Origin of the sequence: Daeguia caeni (assembly GCF_042653845.1) — a bacterium.
Taxonomy (GTDB): domain Bacteria; phylum Pseudomonadota; class Alphaproteobacteria; order Rhizobiales; family Rhizobiaceae; genus Brucella; species Brucella caeni.
Genome location: NZ_JBHSEL010000053.1, coordinates 258,768 through 279,714, shown reverse-complemented (window position 1 = coordinate 279,714; position 20,947 = coordinate 258,768). Strand labels below are relative to the sequence as shown.

Sequence of the window (20,947 nt, the reverse complement as noted above, 5' to 3'; positions counted from 1 at the left end):
GATCATAAAGATTTATCAGTCACTTCAATGAAACTGACGTGACAAGAAACGCCATGCTCTTTAGAGGGCGTTTCAGGGCATGTTTATTCCAAAGTCGAATCAGACATCTGCCCTGACCTGTCTAGGCGGCATGGGAACCGAAATCTGGTGGAACATTTCGGGATGTGCCTTCAAAGCATGAATGGGAGAGGGCCGGTGTCTCAGGCCAATATGATCAAAGGCAAGGCCTCCAATGCGGCATTGTTTTGGGAAGGCTTTCGCACCGCGCTGCCGGTGACGATTGCCATCATGCCGTTCGGCATGCTGTTTGGTGCCATTGCCATCGATAATGGTTTTACCACGGCTGATGCCGTTTTCATGAGTGCGGCGATCTTTGCTGGCGCAAGCCAGATGGTGGGGCTGGAGCTGTTTGGCCAGCATATTGCGCCATGGATGATCGTGCTGTCGATTTTCGCGGTCAATTTTCGCCATGTGCTTTATTCTGCTGCTGTCGGGCGGCGGATACAGCATTTCAGCTTCATCCAGAAGGCGCTGACCTTCTTCTTCCTCGCCGATCCGCAATATGCCGATGTCGAAAGCCGTGCCGAGGCAGGCAAGCCGGTCACCTTCATCGGCTATCTCGGCTTTTCCATGTGCATCTATCCGATGTGGGTGATTGATGGCTATATCGGTGCGCGTTTTGGCAAGCTGATCAAGGATCCTTATGCATGGGGCATCGATTTCATGCTGCCCATGTATTTCATGTGCCTTGTCATGGGATTCCGCTCGCGCGAGCACTGGTTTCCGGTGGTCGCGGCAAGTGCGCTTTCCTCCATCCTTGCCTATCATTTTATCGGCTCGCCCTGGCATGTCTCGATCGGCGCCATTGGCGGCATTGCCGTTGCCGTCATTCTCGCCAAGCCGAAGGAAGCGAATCTGTGACCGATTTTTTCTGGATCATCGTGGCGGGCGCTGTCGTCACCTATCTCACCCGCATTGGCGGCTATCTCATCCTGTCGCGCTTTGAGCGCATTCATTACCGCGTGGAAGCAGGGCTTAATGCCGTTCCGGCGGCAGTTCTGACGACACTGGTGGCACCGCCTGCCTTTGATCATGGCTGGAAGGAGCTGGCAGCCCTCATCGTCTGTATCGTGATGTCGCTGCGTGTGAACCTGCTCAAATCCTTTATCTGCGGTGCAGTGGTGCTCATTGCCCTGCGCCACTTTTTCCCCGGCTGAAAATAAACGCCGATCCGGGCAGACCGGATCGGCGTTTGCATGAAGACAAATGATCTGCCCGCAATCAGAGTGGTGCGGTTGCCCATTCCAGCCATTTTCGCGTGGCCTCATCCAGATGGCCGGACAATCTGGCATAGACTTTTGCGTGGTAATCGTTGAGCCAGTCGCGCTCCTCCTGTGTAAGAAGCGTAACATCGATCAGCCGGCGGTCGATCGGGCAATAGGTCAGCGTCTCAAAGCCCATCATTGCGATGTCGCCACCTGCAGGTACCTTCGGCTCGGTGACGATGATCAGGTTTTCGATGCGGATGCCGAAATGGCCCGGCTTGTAATAGCCCGGCTCATTGGAAAGGATCATGCCCGGAAGCAGTTCCTGCGTGCCGGTCTTGGCCAGACGCTGCGGTCCCTCATGCACGGCCAGATAGGAACCAACGCCGTGGCCGGTGCCATGGGCATAGTCAAAGCCATGTTTCCACAAGGCAATGCGCGCCAGAACGTCCAGATCCTGTCCGCGCGTGCCGGCCGGGAAACGGGCAGTGGAGATGGCAATCATGCCTTTGAGCACCAGTGTGAAGGCGCGCACGGTTTCTGGCTTGATTGCGCCTACGGGCACGGTGCGGGTGATGTCGGTCGTGCCATCGCGATATTGCGCGCCTGAATCAAGCAGGAACAGTTCGCCATCATTGAGCGTGCGGTTGGTTTCGGTATTGACGCGATAATGAATGATTGCGCCATTGGGGCCGGCACCGGAAATGGTGTCGAAGGAAATATCCTCAAGCGGCATCTGGAAGTCATTGCCGGCCTTGGCGCGGGCTTCTTCCAGCTTCTGCGCGGCGGTGATTTCATCAATGGTGCCGGGGGGCTGTGTGTCAAGCCAGGACAGGAAATTGACCATGGCAACACCATCACGCTCATGCGCTGCGCGCGAGCCGTCAAGTTCGGCCTTGTTCTTGACTGCGCGCGGCAGGCGGGCAGGATCCCTGCCGTCGATCACCTTGCCGCCTGCCGTTTCCACGATGAGACGCAGCTTTTCGGCCGCAAGACTGGAATCAAGCAGGATGGCCTCACCGGACTTTGCCCGCGCGGCAAGGCTCTTTTCCAGATCCTGCGGCGGCAGCAGTCTGGCAAGCTGGGTGAGATAGGCGCGCGGCTCGATATCGAGCTTTGCTTCATCGATGAAGAGTTCCGGTTCGCCCTTGGCCGGGATGATGGCAAAGCTCAAGGGAAGCGGGGTGTTGGAGACATCCTTGCCGCGAATGTTGAAGACCCAGGCAACAGAAGACGGATCGGTCAGAACGGTAGCGTCTGCTCCGCTTGCAGCCACGGCCTGCTGCATTTCGGCAATCTTGTCCCGTGCCTCACGGCCGGCAAAACGTGCAGGCTGAATGCTGACTGGGCCTTTGGGTGCATCTGGCTGATCGTCCCAGATGAGATCGACCAGATTTTCAGCCACCGGCACCAGGCTGCCGCCCCGCTTTTCAAGCGCTGCGGCAAGGGCCTTGGTTTCGGCAATGGTGTGCAGCCATGGGTCGAAGCCGATGCGCAGTCCCTTGCCATGGTCGGCGAGAAAGACATGCGGCGGATTGCTGACAAGGCTTTCATAAGAAAACACGGCCGGATCGGTCTGCGCGCGCACCTGCAATTCGTAGCGACCATCGACAAAGATATAGGCCTTGTCTTTCAGGATGAGGGCGGCGCCGGCCGAGCCGGTAAAGCCTGTCAGCCAGCCGAGGCGCTGGGCGCGTGGCGGCACATATTCGCCCTGATGCTCGTCAGCGCGCGGCACAAGAAATCCATCAAGTCCAAGCGCTGCCATTTTTTCCCGCAAGGCGGCAACGCGGGGCGCGCCATTGGCAGGATTGCTGGTTACCTCGAAAGACTGGAAAGCCATGGGACACCTCGAAACAGGACAGTTCAGACAACAGATCGCGTGGCAAGCATCAGCTCGTGCGGGCGGGATCAGACCGCCGGCATCATTTCATATGGATCGTCACCCAGCCTTCGCGATGCAGCGTCTTTTGATGGGTGAGCCCTTGTGCCTCATAGGCGACAATCACGGCATCGTGCTGGCTTTCAAGAATGCCGGACAGGATGATCGAGCCACCGGGGGCAAGATGCTGTTTGATGCCAGGGGCAAGCTCCATCAGCGGATTGGCAAGAATATTGGCAACGATCAGGTCAAATGGCGCATAGGAGCGGAAGATCGGATGGCCAAAACCTTCGGCAGTCGCTGTGACAACATGTTCGGCAACGCCGTTCTTGATGATGTTTTCGGCAGCAACCGAAACGGCGACCGGATCAATGTCGGTGGCAAGAACCGGAATCGGCGCAAGCTTGGCAATGGCAATCGCCAGAACAGCACTACCCGTACCAAGATCAAGCGCATTGGTCGGATGTTCGCTTTCGACGATCTCCTCGATCATTTCGAGGCAGCCTGCCGTCGTACCGTGATGGCCGGTGCCAAAAGCCTGACCGGCATCAATCTCGATGGCAATGTCATCCGGGGTGATCTTGTCGCGGTCATGCGAACCGTGAACAAAGAAACGTCCGGCGCGCACCGGTTTGAGGCCGGCCAGAGAATGGGTGACCCAATCAATATCCGGCAGTTCTTCCCATTCAAACGTGCCTGAGCCAATGGCTGCATCAATGCGGGCTGCGACTTCCGCAACCTCGCCCTCGACATAGATAGAGACTTCAAAGATCTGCCTGTCCTCATCGATTTCGGTGATGGCAACGGGAAAGCCGTCATCCTCGAACAATTGTTCGATGGTGGCGTAAAGGCGCTCGGCTTCGGCTTTTTCTGCCGTATGGAAGAGTTTGAACTGGGTCATTGATCGCTGTTCTCTTTCAGATTCAGAGTAGCTGTTTACCCCTTCGTGGAGCGTTTTGCCAGATTCTTCAACTTTTCCAGCGCAGTCTCTGCATTCTCCTGATAGGCGATGGTGCTGCGGAAGCGGCCGCCCTTGTCGAGCAGGAAGACAGAGGCCGTGTGATCCATCGTATAGCCGCCATCCGAATCCGGCACCTTGCGGGCATAGATATGATAGGACCTGATTGCCTCTGCGATGTTTTCCGGGGTGCCGGTAAGGCCGGTGATGCGGTCGGAGACATTGCCGACATAAAGCTTCAACACATCCTGCGTGTCACGTTCCGGATCGACGGTGACAAAATAGGCCTTGATGTTTTCACCCTCTGCCCCAAGCTGCTTCAACCAGCCATCCAGCTCGTAAAGCGTGGTGGGGCAGACATCCGGGCAATGCGTATAGCCGAAAAACAGCGCCACGGGGGTTGCACGCAGATCCTGTTCGGTAAAGGGTTTGCCGTCCATGGTGACAAGATTGAGCGGGCCGCCGAAAGGCTCATTGGCCGCCTGTCGGTCGCGGATCAGGTTGAAGGCTGCCGCCGCAATGATGACGACAACAAAGGTCAGAATGAAGATGGGCAGAAATTTTTTCATATCCGGTCAACCTTGTTGTTGGAGGCGCCATCAAACCCATGGTCGGGATGCGCCCGAAATGGTATCGCCTGTTGGGCAACCATAAGCCATCCTGCAGATTGATGGTCAAACCACATTTGAAGGCAGCAATATGGCATTGTCAGTTACGCATGTCTTGTCCCAAAATGCCCGCTTCCGGGATAGCAAATATCAGTTTGTTCAGAAAGAAATGAAATGACGCAGGACGGCGATCTCCGGTTTCAGAACAGCGAACCGCGCATTCATTCAACCGCGCAACTGAAGGGCGTGAAGCTGGGGCGCTATGTCGATATTGGCGAGCGGGTGATCCTGCGTGACGTGACGGTGGGCGACTTCACCTATTTTGAGCGCAATGGCGAGGGCATCTATGCCGATATTGGCAGGTTCTGCTCGATTGCCTCTCATGTGCGCATCAATGCGCTGGAACATCCGATGGAGCGGTTGACCACGCACAAGGTCAGCTATCGCCCCAATGAATATTTCCGCTATCTCGGTGTCGATGGCGTTTTTCGGGCAAGACGACAACAGCGCCGCGTGACGATCGGCCATGATGTGTGGATTGGCCATGGGGCCGTCATCATGCCGGGGGTGACGATCGGGCATGGTGCGGTGATTGGCGCCAATGCGGTGGTGACAAGGGATGTGCCGCCCTACACGATTGTCGGCGGTGTTCCGGCAAGGGTGATCCGCAAGCGTTTTGCCGATGACATTGTTGTGCGCCTGCTTGCGCTCAACTGGTGGGATTGGCCGCATGAACGGCTTTATGAGGCCATTCCCGATATTCAAGATATGGATATTGAAGCTTTTCTCACGAAGTGGGAAAGTGTCGGCTGAGTGCAGTATTTTGTAATAAAATCAAATTGTTGAAATGGATTTTGGCCAATGTGATTCAATTGGCCGGATGCTTCCAGCCGCAGGCGAAATATGGGTGTGGCTCTTGCAAACAAGTCTGCCAGACGCCAACTTTCGTGGGAGCAACATCAGGAGTTGATGATGAAGAAATTACTCGGCGCATCTGCTTTTCTGGCGCTATCCGTCATGTCTGCCATGGCTGAGGAGGTTGGCAAGGTGCCGGTGGACTGGTTCGGCAATGATATCGTGATCGATGCCGTGCATGATCCGAAGGTAAAGGGTGTTACCTGCCATCTTGCCTCCTTCTCACGTGGTATCATCGACCGTCTGCAGAAGGGCAACTGGTTTGAGGACCCGTCCAATGCATCGATCTCGTGCGAACAGACCGGGCCGATAGTCATTGGTGATATCAAGCTTGGCAAGGGTGGAGAGCGGGTCTTTTCAGAACGCACAAGCCTGATCTGGAAGAAGCTGGTGATTACCCGCATCTATGACCAGACCAACAATACGCTGCTTTATCTTGCCCATGCCAGCCAGGTCCAGGACGGCTCGGCCAAGACCTCGCTTTCGACCGTGCCGCTCTTCCGCGGCGATGTGACCTGGGAAAAGGGCCCGCCGCAATGAGCCCAATGTGGCCTGACTAGGCCCGTCAGGCCGGCTGGACGAAACTGTCCAGCACGCGCTTTTGGCCAGCCTTGTCGAATTCGATGGTGAGCTTGTTGCCATCGACGCCGGACACGGTGCCATTGCCGAATTTCATATGGAAAACACGGCTGCCGACCTTGAAGGTCGAAGGCTTGTCGGCAACCGACTTGGCAATCAGCTCGCCTTCGATCGTGCGTGCCTTCACCGCACCACGGCCTGCGCCATAGCCGGAATCCACCTCGCCATAGCCGATGCGCTCGACACGGGCGCCGGAGCGCGAGCCCCAATTGTTACGTGTCGCCTCCGAGCGGTTCTGCTGTGCGCGTTGCCAGCCGGGTGTTGCATAAGTGTTCTGGAACGGATCGACCTTGTCAAAGCGCGACTGACCATAGGCATTGCCATAGCCGCCATAATTGCCTTCCATCTCGGCAATCTCGACATGATCTTCCGGTAATTCATCCAGGAAGCGCGACGGAATGGTCGATTGCCACATGCCGTGGATGCGCCTGTTCGACACAAACCAGATATGCAGGTTTTTCTTCGCGCGCGTCACGCCGACATAGGCCAGGCGGCGTTCTTCCTCCAGCCCCGCCCGTCCGCCTTCATCCAGCGCGCGCTGATGCGGAAACAGGCCTTCTTCCCAGCCAGGCAGGAAGACGGTCTCGAATTCCAGCCCCTTGGCCGAATGCAGCGTCATGATGTTGACGGCATCGAGATCCTCATTCTGCTCGGCATCCATCACCAGAGCGACATGTTCAAGGAAACCGCGCAGGCTTTCATAATCTTCCATGGAACGGATGAGTTCCTTGAGGTTTTCCAGCCGTCCCGGTGCTTCCGCGCTCTTGTCGTTCTGCCACATGGCGGTATAGCCGGATTCATCGAGAATGATTTCGGCCAGTTCGGTATGCGGTGTATTGTCGAGCAGGGACTGCCAGCGACGGAAATTGGTGACCACCTCACGCAAGGCCGAACGCGGCTTGGGCTTCAGCTCTTCCGTTTCCACCAGTTCGCAGGCGGCCTCGAACATTGAAATGCCGCGGGCGCGGGCATGGTCATGCACCTGCCGGATGGCTGCTTCACCAAGGCCACGCTTTGGCGTGTTGATGATACGCTCCAGCGCCAGATCGTCGGCCGGCTGCGCCACCACGCGCAAATAGGCCATGGCATCACGGATTTCGAGCCGTTCATAGAAGCGTGGGCCGCCAATGACGCGGTAATTGAGGCCAAGCGTGACAAAGCGGTCTTCAAACTCACGCATCTGGAACGATGCACGCACGAGGATCGCCATGTCATTGAGCTTGTGGCCCTTGCGCTGGGCCTGCTCGATCGCCTCGCCGACAGCGCGGGCCTCTTCTTCGGAATCCCAGGCGGCGTGGATCAGCACGCGCGGATCATCCGGGTTGGGCGCATCGGTAAACAGCGTCTTGCCAAGCCGGCCCTCATTATGCGCGATCAGATGCGCGGCCGTGCCCAGAATATGCGCGGTCGAACGATAATTGCGCTCAAGCTTGATGATGGTCGCGCCGGGAAAATCCTTGTCAAAACGCAGGATGTTATCAACTTCCGCACCACGCCAGCCATAGATCGACTGGTCATCATCGCCGACACAGCACAGATTTACCTGTGCTGGTCTGTTTTCGCTCACGCTGTTTGCGCCGGTGGCGCCAACTGTTGGGCTGGCGTTTCTGGGCTGCGGGCGCTGGGCCAGCAGACGCAGCCACAAATATTGCGCCGTATTGGTGTCCTGATATTCGTCCACCATGATGTAGCGGAATCGGGTGTGATATTCGCGCAAAATGTCCGGGTGCGTGCGGAAAATGCGGATGGGGTGCAACAGCAGATCGCCGAAATCGCAGGCATTGAGCGTGCGCAGACGGTCCTGATAGGCCTGATAAAGCTCGCGTCCCTTGCCATTGCCAAAGGAGCGCGCGTCGCCTTCCGGAATATCGGCCGGGCCAAAACCCTTGTTCTTCCAGCCGTCGATCATGTTGGCGAAGGTGCGTGCCGGCCAGCGCTTGTCGTCCAGACCTTCGGACTGGATCAGCTGCTTGATGAGGCGGATGACATCATCCGTATCCAGAATGGTGAAATCCGAGGTGAGGTTCACCAGTTCGGCATGACGGCGCAGAAGTTTCACCCCGATCGAGTGGAAGGTGCCAAGCCATGGCATGCCTTCGACAGCGCCGCCCACCATATGGCCGATGCGCTCTTTCATTTCGCGCGCGGCCTTGTTGGTAAAGGTCACGGCCAGAATCTGGCTGGGCAGGGCAAGGCCGGTGGAGAGAATATGGGCAATGCGCGCCGTCAGAACGCGTGTCTTGCCGGTGCCTGCGCCAGCCAGTACCAGAACCGGGCCTTCCGTGGTCAGCACGGCCTGACGCTGTTCGGGATTCAGCCCTTTCAGATAATCAGGCTCGCCGCGCTGCTGGTTGCGCGCGGCCATGGCGCGGGCTGCAAGGCCACCTGCAGGGCCGCTACCCTGTGGCCGATGCGGGCGGGCGGGCGGTTCGTCATCGCCGAAAAACGGCATATCGTCAGAGAAATCGGACATCGTGCCCCGAATGTAGTGATTCGTTAGCGAAAGACCAGTCAGGGCGTGGAAATAATCCGCCTGAACCGGCTGTTATCAATGTTCCAGCTGCGTGATGCGGCGATCGGTGAAATTGCGCCTGTTGGCGGCAAGTGTCTGAACCATCTCACGCATTTCCGGTTCGCGCTGCAAGAGAGCATCCAGTTCCGTCATCTGGTTCATGGCGAGCAGACGCAGAATGTCGTCGCGGATCGTGCCATCCTCACGGCGGGGCAATTTGCTGACCGGTTGTATCAGTTCGACTTTCTGGCTTTTCAGCCGTGCGCGCAAGCGCTTTTCGTCGGGATCGCTGGTCTCGACAAAGGCATAGATGCCAACGCCCTTTGCGGGCAGCGAATAAAGGGTAAGCGCAACATCGCTGACCAGCGGATCGGATTTCAGGGCGGCGATGATGGCCGGACCTTCATTATCGATGCGGTCGCCCGTGCCCTCGCCATCAGACCAGCTGAAAATGCCCCGGGTAATGAAATTATAGACCTTCTTGCCTGTGGCCAGCCAGATGCGCGACGGCAATGAGCGGCGCGCGACAATGCGCCTTTCCGTTGGTGTCAGCAGATGGCTGGCAAAGGAACGCTTCTGTTTGATCAGATGGCGGAAATCCTCATAGGCCATGAAGCGATAGAGCATGCCGCGGCGGCGGTGAACGCTGGCAAGCTGAAAATCGATGATGGCTGCATTGCCTTCCGGGGTCATCAGCCAGTTCTGCGGCTTGGCGAGATCATTATGGGTGATGCCGAGCCGGCGCAGATTGCGCAGGATGTGGTGGGCGCTGCGATACCATTGTGGATCGGTGGGGCGGGCAAGATGCAGGGGGGTTCCTTCCGTCCAGGAACGATAAAGCCCATGGCGGTCGGTGGCGATCAGCTGCGGCACGCCTTCAAGGCCGCGCAGCTTTTTCAGGCCGCGAATTTCCCGCCGCGCCAGAATCCATGCCAATGGTTTCGACCACCATGGCGCAGCACTTACCACGCGGCGGATGATGCGCTTTTCCGGCTCGCCCACGAAATAACCCGCCCGCGTTTCGGAAAACACATCGCGTTTGAATACGGCGGTTTCCACAAATTCGGGGATGCTGTCTGCGTCGAGGAGCGCGTTATCGTCAAAATGCTGAGCCATGCGGTTCAACTAAACACTAATCGGTCAGCAATCAAGTCGATGACGCATGTGCCATCCATAAAGTCCCTGTATAAAGGGTAACAGCTGCCACAGAATCAGGGAAGGAAATGCCATGGCGAAAGGTGAGGAAATACGGCATCAGATTGAGCATATCATCCGGCAGGAGGAGGCGCTTACCTTTACGCGCTTTGATGAAAACACCGCTTTTGAGCTTGGCAGCCTGATCCGCAACATTGCCCTTGAGGAAAAACTCGGCGTGGCAATCGATATATCGCTGTGGGACAGGCGGCTGTTCTTTGCGGCAACCGCCGGGACAAGCGCAGACAATCATGAATGGATCCGCCGCAAGTTCAATGTGGTGCGGCGTTTTCATGCCGCGACCTATCGGCTGGTGCTGCAGCATAACCGGGACGACTCCATGTTTGCGCCCCATCGCGGGCTCAATGTCGAGGATTATGCGCTGGCGGGCGGCGGCTTTCCGATCCGGGTGGCGGGGATTGGCGCCATTGGCGCGGTGGTGGTTTCCGGTCTGCCGCAGCGGGAAGACCATAATCTTGTCGTGCGCGGGCTTGCCGTTTTTCTGGGGCTGGATCTTGCCGGGCTTGCACTGCCAAGCGCATGATGCGGCAGGAATGGGAGGCAGGTTTTCCGGAATCGAAACAGGGGTTTGCGGCAAGTTTCTTGCAAAATGATTCAGGACCGGTCCGTTTCGGGGCTGGCTTTTGTCTTTTGCCTTGTTGTCGCCCGATCAATATCATTATGTTGCGGTGATGAGAATGCCGTGATTCAGGCAGTCCTGTCTTGCAACGGCGCATTGGCTGAGCAATCCGGAGTAGAGTTTGGCGCGTATATTCGTCATAATTGGCGGTTTTCTGGTGCTGCTTTTGACAGCGGCCCTTGTCGTTCCTCCATTGGTTGACTGGAGCGGATACCGGGCTGATTTCGAGCGCGAGGCAGGGGTGATCCTCGGCCGTCCGGTGCGGGTGGCGGGTGATGTGCGCGCGCGTCTTCTGCCATTTCCTTCGGTGACATTCTCCGATGTGCGCATCGGGGAGGAGGGCGCGCCTGCGGCCATGACGGTCGAGCGTTTTTCCATGGATGCCGAACTTCTGCCGTTCCTGCGCGGGCAGGTGCTGATTTTCGATATGCGGGTGGAACGCCCAAATGTCACCATCACGCTCGACAAGGCCGGGCGAGTGGACTGGGCCCTGCGTCCGTCCACGCCGGTTGATCCGATGCATATCAAGGTCGAGCGGCTCGATATCAGCAATGGCACGATCACGCTGGCCGACGAGGCCAATGGACGCAGGCTGGTGGCGCGGGATGTCAATGCCGTGCTTTCCGCCACCAGTCTTGCCGGCCCGTGGACGGCCAATGGCCATCTTGATCTGGAAGGCCATCAGCTGGCCGTGGACATGACAAGCGGCGAGGCCAAGCCGGATGGCAGCATGCGCCTTCGCCTGCGTGTGTCACCGGAGGGGATGCCGGCCAGTCTTGACATGGATGGCGATATGCAGATCCAGGATGGGCGGCTTACCTATGCCGGCAATTTTGCCCTGCGTTCGGTCGATATGCTTGGACAGGCGCAGAATGTCAGGAACAATGCCCAAAACAGTACCAGGACAAGCAGCGACAAGCCCTTTTTCAGCGATCTGCGCCTGACCGGCAAGTTCAGCGCCGACAGACAGCGTTTTGACGCCAGCGAGTTCCGCATGGAACAGGGGCCTGCCGACAATCCCTATGTCGTCAATGGCAAGGCCTTCATTGATTATGGCACGGCCCCACGTTTTGAGATCAGCGCCGATGGGCAGCAACTCTTCCTTGGTCTAGGCAATGCGGCCGATGGCACGCAGCCCACGGCCGATGTGGCACAGCCAAACCGTATCGCCAACTGGCGGCGCGTGCTGGAGCAGCTGCCGATCATCTCCATTCCAGGCAATATCGATCTGCGTCTGCCTGCCATTGTCGCCGGTGATACGACCATCCGCGCGGTGACCATCAAGGCAGAACCGGCTGAAAATGGCTGGAACATCCAGCAATTTGCCGCCGACCTGCCGGGGCGGACAAAGATCGAGGCGGCTGGCCTGTTGACGGTCGGCAATGCCTTTGGCTTTTCGGGCGATCTGCTGGTTGCCTCGCGCCAGCCGGCAGGCCTTGCCTCATGGCTCAATGAGAAGGCAGTGGGAGAGGCCATGCGCAAGCTCACCGCAGCCGGATTTTCCGGCAAGGTTGATCTGCGCGACAATGTGCAGCGGATCGATGATCTGGAAATCGGGCTTGGGCAGACGACGATCAAGGGTTCCTTCGTGCGGCAGGACAATGGTGTCTCTGCGCCGACCATTGATCTCAGGCTGCATGGCGAGTCGGTGGAAAGCGAATCAATTCAGGCGCTTGCCGGCTTTTTCTTCCAGGAAGATGGCATTGGCTGGCTCAATGGCCAGCTTGTCTCGGTCGCCTTCAAGGCGGGTCCGGTGCGGTTTGATGATATGGAGGCAGGCAGTGTCGATATCGCATTTCGCCTGCATGACGGCCGGTTTGATTTTGACCGTTTCATGATTGCCGATGTGGCCGGCACGACCGTGACGGCAACCGGTACCTACGACCTTTCGGCCAGTGCTCCTTCAGGGTCGCTCGACGCCACCATTCTTTCAAGCGATCTTGCGCCATTCCTGACAATGCTTGCCAACCACTATCCGCAGGTGCCGCTGCTGCATGGTCTGTCCATGCGCACCAGCAATTTTGCCGGCCTGTTCGAGCAGACAGAACTCAACATCATTGCCAATGCAGCGCAGGCGGCTCCGGCGGCAGGACAAGCCGATGCTGTGGTGGCAAAGCCGGCAACCAGCAATGGCAAAGCCGCGCGCACGCTGGACTTGAAGACGCAAACGCCGCCTGCACATGACGAAATTTCCTTCAGCCTGAGCGGCAAGGCAGGCGGCATGAAGCTTGATCTTGCCGGCACGGCAAGCGGCGGCGACAGGGAAGGCGAGCCGCTGCAGATGCAGCTCAATGGTACGGCATCATCGCCACATGGCGAAGCCGTTCTGGCGCTGATCGGATTGCCCACCCTGCCGCTGGGGCTGGTTGGGGATCTGTCGGCCGATCTGACGATGCAGGGCACGCCAAGTGCTGGCATGCGCACATCGCTGATGCTCACGGCGCCGGATGGCACGGCTTCCTTTGATGGTGTGATCTCCATGGTCGGCAATGACATTGCCGCAAGCGGCAAGGGGCAGCTCAAGGCGGCTGACCTGCAGCCCTTCATTGCCACGGCCGGCTATGCGCTGCCGGGCTTTGGCGAGGGATTGCGCGTTGATCTTGCCAGCGACTTCCAGTTCGCCAAGGGAATTGTGCGCCTGCCCAATCTTGCCGGCAGGCTGGGTGAGGAAGAGCTCAAGGCACGCATTGAAGCCAATCTTTCCGATAATGGCCTGCCGCAGATCAAGGGCGAGGTCGGCCTCGAAAGCATCGATCTGGAAAGCCTGGCCGCGATCATGCTGGGGCATGATGCGATTGAGCCTGTCGCACCCACGGCGAAGTCCGTCTGGCCGCACAAAAAATTTGCCGCCCATCCGACATTCCCGCTGCTGTTCGACCTGCGCGTGAATGCTGGGACCGCCTTCATGGCAAGCTTTGGTGAAATGCGCGATTTTTCGGCGCGGATCGAGAAAGGTGCAAGCAGGCTGCGGCTTTCCGAGCTTGCGGGCAACTGGAGCGGCGGTTTTCTGACCGGCATGGTGTCGCTGGAAAGTGCTGCGACGCAGGCAATGCTTTCAGGTGAGCTCAAATGGGCTGGCGCTCCGCTTTCCGGGTTTTACCGTCCTGACGGAAAAACGCCGCTGAGCGGCATTGTGAAGGCCGAAATGTCGGTGACGGGGTCGGGCGAGAATGTGACGGCGCTGATTGGTTCGCTCGCGGGTGCGGCATCCATTGATATCGAGAATTTTACCATTCACGGCTTTGACGAAAATGCTTTGCCGCGCATGCTGCAGGCGACGGATCTTGCAGTTGACCAGAAGCCGAATGGAGAGACGCTCGATAGCAGAAGGTTTGCCGTGATTGCCGAAGAGGCAACAGGGCCTGGCCATCTGGCACTTGGCAATGTGCATCTGGATGCAGCGATTGCCGGTGGCAAGGTGCGCATCGCACCGCTTGATCTGGCCACGGCCAGGGCAGTACTGAAAGGAGAGGTGCAGCTTGATCTTGTCACGCTTGCGCTTGGCGGCAGCGGGACCCTGGCCTTCATCCATGCGACGGACAGGGAAGCAGGGCTTTTGCCGGAAATCCATTTTGAACTGGACGGCAATTATGATGCGCCGCGGATTCGCCTTGACCGCCAGCCGCTGACGCAGTTCCTGACACAACGTGCACTGGAACGCGAACAGGATCGCGTTGAGGCCATGCAAGCCGCCCTGATGGAAAAACAGGCGCTGCGCCGTCAGCTGGGGCTTCTGAAAGCGCAGGAAGAAGCGCGCGAACGGGCGCGGATCGAAGAAGAAAACCGTCGCAGGGCAGAGTTGGCCGCACAAGAGAAAAGACGTGCGGAGCAGATGTCACATGGACAAGGACTGGGGCCAGTGGAAGGTCTTGATGATTTCCTGAAGGGTCTGGAAAGGGGAGCGCCGCCTGATCGGGCGCCGCAAGACACAGGCAAAAGCCCATCCATTCAGCCCTGATTATTGCGGAATCTGCGCTTTCAGATATTCCAGAACATGCAGACGCAGTGCCGATGAAAGATTGGTCTGGCGCTCACGTCTGGCGTCGACTTCCGCCACGAGGGCAGCCACCGAAATGCCGCGCTTTGCCGCGATTTCCTCAATGATCGCAAAAAACGGATCTTCCAGTGTGTAGCTGGTGGCATGGCCGCGAATGCTGACGGAGTGTTTGCGCATTGGTCTTACTCGCGCGTGTCGTCTGATGGGGCTGGGCGCTCCAGCCGGTTGCGCTCGAGAAAGCGCTCGGCCTTTTCTGCCTCTCTGCTGGCCAGTTCCTTCTCGGCTCTGGTACGGCCGAACAGGATACGGTTCTGCTCAGCCTGCCTTTCTTTGGCGTCGCGCGCCTTTCGCTTTCTGAACTGGCGCAGATTGATGATTTCGCTCATTTCTTCGGCTCTTTCGGATTGGTAAACCACCAGATCGCGACCGAGACGAGCGCCAGCAGCAAAAGGCCAAAGGTCATCTGCATGAGAGGGAAATTGGGCGCGTCCCTTGCGACAAAGAAAGCGGCAACAAGTCCGCTGAACCACAAGATAAGCTGAGCGATCAATCTGATCATGACTATCCCCGCAGTAAACGCGACGCGCCGGACAAGGCAAGCCCCGCACCGGCACATTCATCTGTCTCGTGACAAGTTATGTTTCTGCTGGCAAGATTTGAGGCGCCAGAAGAGTTTTCCATTAAAACAGCATCAAACGAAATGCGCTATCAGGAAATTCACCAGCACGCGGGTTTCCTGATGATCCGATTGCGGCCACTGCGCCTGGTTCGGCCTGAAGAGCGCAATGGCCACTGCATTGATCGGCGAACAGCCGGATCTCTCATGAAGAGGCGGAATCACTCCCGGCCCCGGGGGGGGATTGCAACGGCCAGTCAGCTGACAATCATTTCTTGCGGAAGGCATCAAGCGAAACGACATCGGCCGAAGGCTTGGACGCTGCTTCTCCCGTCTTTTCTCCGGCAGGCTTCTTGTCATTGCCATCAGCCGTCTCGGCTGCATTGTGCGACTTTGTGGTAGGTTTGGCCGGCTTTTCAAGGGGCTGTATGGGTGCAGGATCGATCATTGCCTCGCCCTTGCCTTCATCATTGTCGCCTTCCGGCTGGATGATGGCAACGTCGAATTCCAGTTCGAAATTGACCGATGGATCATAGAAACCGCGAATGGCGGCAAAAGGTATGGTCAGCCGTTCCGGAATATCGCCAAAGGACAGCCCCACTTCAAACATCTGATCCGTGACCACCATGTCCCAAAACTGATGCTGCAGGACAATGGTCATCTGCTCGGGATATTTCTCTCTGAGGCGCGGCGAAATGCGCACTCCAGGCGCTCCAGTGAGGAACGTGATGAAGAAATGATGGTTGCCCGGCAAACCAGCCTTGGCCACCTCCGCAAGAACCTTGCGAATGACGCCGCGTAGGGCTTCCTGAGCGAGAATGTCGTAACGGATGAGATCCTGTGCCATGCGTTTCTTATCCCACGGATTCGAGGGGGGATGTCAAGTTTTCTATGAGAAATTTCAAGAAGATTCATCAATTGCCAGCGTGCTGTCGCGGCCGCAGATGAGCACAACCGGACCGGCTTTGGAAGAGGGTTTTTCCGATCTCAAGGGAAGAAACGCAGACAAAAGTGGAGGTTTCTGTTGCCAGGTACCTCCGAACCCCGCCTTAAAGTGCGAACCTCAAGGACTTGATTTGAAGCTTTCGCACCGCATTAAGCGGCGAGACGAGCTTCCGCATAGTTGTCGTTTGCAACTATTAAGTTAGCCCGATAACGGTGGTACAATGCCGGGCAAAAGAGCGATCTTTACACCCTTGTCGATCCTGTTTCGCCCCCGCCACAAGACAGCTACAACGCCTTTCCGCTGGCCCTGTATTCTGGTGGAGGCGCCGGGTACCGCCCCCGGGTCCAATGGGTTTATTACATCGTCCATTTATTGCCATAGCTGGCATGAGCCAGCGCGTCTTATATAGGTGGCGTTGACGGCGAATGGAAGAGGGCAAAAGGCATGATTTTCACGCATTGCAACAAATGCCGGGAACAAGCTCTGCCGGCGCTGCCGGCCGCTTCATTTCTCATTGACAGCCAGTCAATGCTGGTCAATCCTTGAACAATACCGGGTTTGGGCTGGCATAATGACCTGGGTCAAACTCCGTGCGATCTGATCGGGGCTAGGTTCCCCTGTAGGTAGGGAGACAGGATTTATGAGTGATTATCTCGCGGATGTCCGCCGTTACGATGCTGCCGCTGACGAGGCTGTGGTTGAAAAGATTGTAAAGCATCTTGGCATTGCCTTGCGCAATCGCGATTCCTCACTGGTTTCTGCTACCGATCCGGAGGAGCTCAAGCGTGTGCGCGAAAGCTGGGTTGGAAAGAAGCTCGGCGTCACGGATGCGGCCAAGGCCGAGGAAGTGGTCAATCATGTGGCTGAGGTCATGAAGGGCGACCGCAACAAGCAGCGTGTCACTTTTTATTATCTGGTGGCCAAGCAGCTCGGAAAGCTGGGCGATCTCTGAAAACAATATGTCGGAGCAATCCGGCGGTTCCGTAAAAATCCGGATTGTTCCAGGTTTGATGGCAATAGGCCAGAGTTGCAAACCCCGGTGCGCGCCGCCGGGGTTTTTTGCCTATACTACGGCTGACGAATCGATTCTGGAATCAATTTCATGCGCGCCTATCTCGATCTGCTTCAACATGTGCTCGACAATGGTGTCGATCGCGCTGACCGTACGGGTACGGGCACGCGTTCGGTCTTCGGCTATCAGATGCGTTTCAATCTGGAGGAGGGCTTTCCGGTTCTTACCACCAAGAAGCTGCATCTGCGTTCGATCATTTATGAGCTGCTATGGTTCCTGAAGGGGGATACCAATATTGCCTATCTGAAGGAAAATGGTGTTTCGATCTGGGATGAATGGGCCGATGAGAAGGGCGACCTTGGCCCGGTCTATGGCTATCAGTGGCGCTCATGGCCTGCGCCCGATGGCCGTCATATCGACCAGATCAGCAATCTTCTGAAAATGCTGCATGGCAATCCGGAATCGCGCCGCCTGATTGTTTCGGCCTGGAATCCGGCGCTGGTCGATGAGATGGCGCTGCCACCCTGTCACTGCCTGTTCCAGTTCTATGTCGCCAATGGCAAGCTGTCCTGCCAGCTCTATCAGCGTTCGGCGGATATTTTCCTGGGTGTGCCGTTCAATATCGCGTCTTACGCGCTGCTGACGATGATGATTGCACAGGTTGTCGGCCTCAAGCCCGGCGAATTCATCCACACATTTGGCGATGCGCATATCTATTCCAACCATTTCGAGCAGGCGCGGTTGCAACTTACCCGCACGCCCAAGCCTCTGCCGGTCATGCATGTCAATCCGGATGTGAAGGATCTGTTTGCCTTCCGCTTCGAGGATTTCAGACTGGAAGGCTATGAAGCCGACCCGCATATCAAGGCGCCGGTGGCGGTATGAGCAGCAGGGCCAGGATTACGGCCGTGGTTGCCGTGTCGCAGAATGGTGTCATCGGGCGGGACAATGACATGCCGTGGCGGCTTTCGAGCGACCTCAGGCGGTTCAAGGCGCTTACCCTTGGCAAGCCTGTCATCATGGGGCGCAAGACGTGGGAGTCGATTGGCAGGCCCCTGCCGGGACGTCCCAATCTGGTCGTGACGCGGGATGCCGGCTTCAGGGCGGAAGGCGCTGAAGTCTTCACCTCTCTTCAGGCAGCGGTGGAACGTGGCCAAAGTCTTGTGGCAGAACTGGGCGTTGATGAAGTCTGCATTATCGGTGGCGGCAATATATATGCGCAGGCGCTGCCTTTCACCGACCGGGTTTATCTGACACGGGTGCTGGCGCATATTGATGGCGACACGTATTTCCCCGAACTTGCAGCGGATGAATGGCAGATGGTTTCGCATGAAGAGGTGCCGATGGGTGAAAAGGACAGCCACCCGACACGTTTCGAGATCCATGATCGACGGGTTTCTTAAGCATTTCAGGCGATTTTTATAGGCATTGCGTTGAAACCTGGTGTCGCGATACCTATAAAACGAAAAGATTATTTGAAAACGGGAGCTTGCATTCAGCACTTCCGTTTCCGAGCGAGAGGTAAGAATGCCCTGGAGCAATCAGAATGGCGGCGGCCCTTGGGGCGGTGGTGGCGACAACAACAATGGCGGTCCCTGGGGGCAGGGTCCAAAGAGGCCGCGCGGCGGCGGACCCAATACACCACCTGATCTGGAAGATATCTTGCGCAAAGGTCAGGATCGTCTGAAGCAGGTGCTGCCGGGAGGCCCGGGTGTGGGCGGCAGCAACAAGCCGGTCATTTTCCTGATTGGTGCGGCACTGGTTGGTTTCTGGCTGTTCCAGTCGATCTATACCGTCCAGCCGGATGAGCTTGCGGTTGAAATGCGCTTTGGCAAGCCGAAAGCGGAAGTTTCCGAACCGGGTCTGCATTTCCATCTCTGGCCGATCGAAACCTATGAAAAGGCGCAGATCGCGGAAAAGCAGATCAATATTGGCGGTCAGGGTACACGCAATGCCACGCAAGGGCTGATGCTGACGGGCGACCAGAACATTGTCAATGTGCAGTTCTCGGTGCTTTACCGTATTTCCGATCCAAAAGCCTATCTGTTCAATGTCGACAACCCGGACGGCATGGTGCAGCAGGTGGCCGAAAGCGCCATGCGTGAAATTGTAGGCCGTCGTCCGGCGCAGGATGTGTTCCGCGACAATCGTGCGGCCATTGCGCAGGATGTGCGCAACATCATGCAGCAGACGCTCGATTCCTATCATGCCGGTATCCAGATCAATGCCGTGTCGATCGAGGATGCCTCGCCGCCGCGCGAAGTGGCCGATGCCTTTGATGAAGTGCAGCGCGCCGAGCAGGATGAAGACCGTTTCGTCGAGGAAGCCAACCAGTATTCCAACCAGAGACTCGGTCAGGCCCGCGGTGAGGCGGCACAGCTGCGCGAAGAGGCGGCCGCCTACAAGAACCGCGTCGTGCAGGAAGCCCAGGGTGAGGCGCAGCGCTTCTCCTCTGTGCTCAAGGAATATCAGAAGGCACCTGAAGTCACGCGCAACCGTCTGTTCCTCGAGACCATGGAAGACGTGCTGAAGAGCTCCAAGAAGGTGGTCATTGAAGGAGGCAAGGAAGTCGTGCCCTATCTTCCGTTGAATGAGCTGATGCGTCAAAAACAGAATGATGCGGCCGAAACCAAGACAACGGGAGGCAACTGACCATGTCATCAAACAGATTCCCGTTCATCGTCGGTATTATCGCGGTTATCGGCATTCTTCTCTATGCCTCGGTTTTCATCGTGAACGAACGCCAGCAGGCCATTGTGCTGCGCTTTGGCCAGATTGTTGACGTGAAAACCAAACCGGGCATCTATTTCAAGCTGCCATTCGGCTTCTTTGATGCCGATACGGTGCAGATGATCGATGACCGCCTGTTGCGCTTTGATCTGGACGATATCCGTGTCCAGGTTTCGGGCGGCAAGTTCTATGATGTGGATGCTTTCCTCGTCTATCGCATCACCGATGCGCGCAAGTTCCGTGAGGCTGTCTCGGGCAGCATTCCGCTGGCTGAACAGCGCCTGCGCACGCGTCTTGATGCGGCATTGCGTAGCGTCTATGGCCAGCGCGGCTTTGAGGCAGCCCTATCGGAAGGACGCGGTGAAATGATGCGCGAGGTGCGTGACCAGCTGCGCGCCGATGCGACCTCGCTTGGCTTGACCATCGTTGATGTGCGCATCCGCCGTACCGATCTGACGACCGAAGTGTCGCAGCAGACCTATGACCGCATGAAGGCTGAACGTCTGGCAGAGGCGGAGCGCCTGCGTGCGCGCGGCCGTGAAGCGGCCCAGCGCATCCGCGCCATTGCCGATCGTCAGGTTGTTGAAACCATGGCCGAAGCGCGCAAGGAGTCGGAAATCCTGCGCGGTGAGGGCGAGGCTGAACGCAGTGCCATCTTTGCCGAGGCAGCTGCGAAGGATCCGGGGTTCTTTGCCTTCTATCGCTCCATGGCCGCCTATCGCGAGGCCCTGAAATCGCCGGAGACGACGCTGGTGCTTTCGCCGGATTCCGAGTTCTTCAAATTCTTCCGTGATGCAGGCGGCAAGCTTGCAGAACCGGAGAAATAGGCGGGATCAGACGCCATGAGCGATTTTCTCGCCGCCGTAGGATTGCTCTTCGTCTTTGAGGGGCTCTTTTATGGCGGCTTTCCTGCCGTGGCAAAGAAGCTTGCGCGTGAGGCAAGCGAAATGCCGGAAAACGCTTTGCGGCTTGCCGGCGTTGCCGCCCTTGCGATCGGTGTCGCAATTGTATGGATTGCCAGAGGATAATCCTC

The 20,947-nt window shown here is 57.4% G+C and carries 21 protein-coding genes and 1 other RNA gene; 12 read left to right on the top strand and 10 right to left on the bottom strand.

The window, feature by feature from the left end:
* Window positions 1-210 precede the first annotated feature (210 nt).
* Window positions 211-921 (top strand): AzlC family ABC transporter permease, encoded by a 711-nt coding sequence (locus ACFO1V_RS09240; RefSeq protein WP_374829650.1) that lies wholly within the window; start codon window positions 211-213, stop codon window positions 919-921.
* A complete protein-coding gene (locus ACFO1V_RS09235; protein WP_374829176.1) occupies window positions 918-1,217 on the top strand; it encodes an AzlD family protein in 300 nt (99 codons plus the stop codon). The genes ACFO1V_RS09240 and ACFO1V_RS09235 overlap by 4 nt, the downstream gene beginning before the upstream one ends.
* Before the next feature lie 64 nt (window positions 1,218-1,281).
* On the opposite strand, the gene ACFO1V_RS09230 is transcribed toward ACFO1V_RS09235, so the two are convergent.
* The 3 genes from ACFO1V_RS09230 to ACFO1V_RS09220 form a co-directional block, all read right to left on the bottom strand.
* Window positions 1,282-3,108, bottom strand: coding sequence for an aminopeptidase P family protein (locus ACFO1V_RS09230; RefSeq protein WP_374829178.1), 1,827 nt, complete (start codon window positions 3,106-3,108; stop codon window positions 1,282-1,284).
* Window positions 3,109-3,190: 82 nt separating this feature from the next.
* The gene (locus tag ACFO1V_RS09225; protein WP_374829180.1) at window positions 3,191-4,048 is read right to left on the bottom strand and encodes a 50S ribosomal protein L11 methyltransferase; all 858 of its coding nucleotides are present in this window, start codon (window positions 4,046-4,048) and stop codon (window positions 3,191-3,193) included.
* 35 nt (window positions 4,049-4,083) lie between these two features.
* Window positions 4,084-4,674, bottom strand: a complete 591-nt coding sequence (locus ACFO1V_RS09220; RefSeq protein ID WP_374829182.1) for an SCO family protein — start codon at window positions 4,672-4,674, stop codon at window positions 4,084-4,086.
* A 213-nt stretch (window positions 4,675-4,887) separates the two neighbouring features.
* Between ACFO1V_RS09220 and ACFO1V_RS09215 the strand changes: the two genes are divergently transcribed.
* Together ACFO1V_RS09215 and ACFO1V_RS09210 are read left to right on the top strand one after the other, a co-directional pair.
* Window positions 4,888-5,526 carry a DapH/DapD/GlmU-related protein gene (locus ACFO1V_RS09215; RefSeq protein ID WP_374829184.1) on the top strand — a complete coding sequence of 213 codons (639 nt, stop codon included), beginning with the start codon at window positions 4,888-4,890 and terminating at the stop codon, window positions 5,524-5,526.
* A gap of 159 nt (window positions 5,527-5,685) precedes the next feature.
* Window positions 5,686-6,168, top strand: a complete 483-nt coding sequence (locus tag ACFO1V_RS09210; RefSeq protein WP_374829186.1) for a CreA family protein — start codon at window positions 5,686-5,688, stop codon at window positions 6,166-6,168.
* 25 nt (window positions 6,169-6,193) lie between these two features.
* Here the strand turns inward: ACFO1V_RS09210 and ACFO1V_RS09205 are convergent, their stop codons facing one another.
* Together ACFO1V_RS09205 and ACFO1V_RS09200 are read right to left on the bottom strand one after the other, a co-directional pair.
* On the bottom strand, window positions 6,194-8,740 hold the full coding sequence (locus ACFO1V_RS09205) for an ATP-dependent helicase (RefSeq protein ID WP_374829188.1): 2,547 nt from the start codon (window positions 8,738-8,740) through the stop codon (window positions 6,194-6,196).
* Window positions 8,741-8,815: 75 nt separating this feature from the next.
* Complete coding sequence (locus tag ACFO1V_RS09200) at window positions 8,816-9,895, bottom strand: serine/threonine protein kinase (RefSeq protein ID WP_374829190.1); 1,080 nt, start codon at window positions 9,893-9,895, stop codon at window positions 8,816-8,818.
* Between the two features lie 112 nt (window positions 9,896-10,007).
* Here ACFO1V_RS09200 and ACFO1V_RS09195 point away from each other — a divergent pair, with 112 nt between their 5' ends.
* A complete protein-coding gene (locus ACFO1V_RS09195) occupies window positions 10,008-10,517 on the top strand; it encodes a heme-degrading domain-containing protein (RefSeq protein WP_374829192.1) in 510 nt (169 codons plus the stop codon).
* 217 nt (window positions 10,518-10,734) lie between these two features.
* A complete protein-coding gene (locus ACFO1V_RS09190) occupies window positions 10,735-14,571 on the top strand; it encodes an AsmA family protein (protein ID WP_374829194.1) in 3,837 nt (1,278 codons plus the stop codon).
* Here the strand turns inward: ACFO1V_RS09190 and ACFO1V_RS09185 are convergent, their stop codons facing one another.
* The 5 genes from ACFO1V_RS09185 to ssrA all read right to left on the bottom strand — a co-directional run bounded on the left by ACFO1V_RS09185 (window position 14,572) and on the right by ssrA (window position 16,607).
* Complete coding sequence (locus ACFO1V_RS09185; protein ID WP_374829196.1) at window positions 14,572-14,787, bottom strand: ribbon-helix-helix domain-containing protein; 216 nt, start codon at window positions 14,785-14,787, stop codon at window positions 14,572-14,574.
* Between the two features lie 5 nt (window positions 14,788-14,792).
* On the bottom strand, window positions 14,793-14,996 hold the full coding sequence (locus tag ACFO1V_RS09180) for a DUF4169 family protein (RefSeq protein WP_374829198.1): 204 nt from the start codon (window positions 14,994-14,996) through the stop codon (window positions 14,793-14,795).
* Complete coding sequence (locus ACFO1V_RS09175) at window positions 14,993-15,169, bottom strand: hypothetical protein (RefSeq protein WP_374829200.1); 177 nt, start codon at window positions 15,167-15,169, stop codon at window positions 14,993-14,995. Before ACFO1V_RS09175 ends, ACFO1V_RS09180 begins: the two co-directional genes overlap by 4 nt.
* A gap of 325 nt (window positions 15,170-15,494) precedes the next feature.
* Window positions 15,495-16,073 (bottom strand): SspB family protein, encoded by a 579-nt coding sequence (locus tag ACFO1V_RS09170; RefSeq protein WP_374829202.1) that lies wholly within the window; start codon window positions 16,071-16,073, stop codon window positions 15,495-15,497.
* Between the two features lie 163 nt (window positions 16,074-16,236).
* Window positions 16,237-16,607, bottom strand: a transfer-messenger RNA (tmRNA) gene (gene ssrA, locus ACFO1V_RS09165).
* Between the two features lie 205 nt (window positions 16,608-16,812).
* On the opposite strand from ssrA, the gene ACFO1V_RS09160 reads away from it, so the two are divergent.
* The 6 genes from ACFO1V_RS09160 to ACFO1V_RS09135 all read left to right on the top strand — a co-directional run bounded on the left by ACFO1V_RS09160 (window position 16,813) and on the right by ACFO1V_RS09135 (window position 20,942).
* Window positions 16,813-17,124 (top strand): DUF2853 family protein, encoded by a 312-nt coding sequence (locus ACFO1V_RS09160; protein WP_374829204.1) that lies wholly within the window; start codon window positions 16,813-16,815, stop codon window positions 17,122-17,124.
* Window positions 17,125-17,274: 150 nt separating this feature from the next.
* The gene (locus ACFO1V_RS09155; RefSeq protein ID WP_374829206.1) at window positions 17,275-18,069 is read left to right on the top strand and encodes a thymidylate synthase; all 795 of its coding nucleotides are present in this window, start codon (window positions 17,275-17,277) and stop codon (window positions 18,067-18,069) included.
* A complete protein-coding gene (locus ACFO1V_RS09150; protein ID WP_374829208.1) occupies window positions 18,066-18,587 on the top strand; it encodes a dihydrofolate reductase in 522 nt (173 codons plus the stop codon). The genes ACFO1V_RS09155 and ACFO1V_RS09150 overlap by 4 nt, the downstream gene beginning before the upstream one ends.
* 124 nt (window positions 18,588-18,711) lie before the next feature.
* On the top strand, window positions 18,712-19,836 hold the full coding sequence (gene hflK / locus ACFO1V_RS09145; RefSeq protein ID WP_374829210.1) for an FtsH protease activity modulator HflK: 1,125 nt from the start codon (window positions 18,712-18,714) through the stop codon (window positions 19,834-19,836).
* Between the two features lie 2 nt (window positions 19,837-19,838).
* Window positions 19,839-20,741 carry a protease modulator HflC gene (gene hflC / locus ACFO1V_RS09140; protein ID WP_374829212.1) on the top strand — a complete coding sequence of 301 codons (903 nt, stop codon included), beginning with the start codon at window positions 19,839-19,841 and terminating at the stop codon, window positions 20,739-20,741.
* Between the two features lie 15 nt (window positions 20,742-20,756).
* Entirely contained in the window at window positions 20,757-20,942 is a 186-nt protein-coding gene (locus ACFO1V_RS09135) for a DUF2065 domain-containing protein (RefSeq protein ID WP_374829214.1), read from the top strand.
* The last annotated feature ends 5 nt before the right edge of the window (window positions 20,943-20,947 follow it).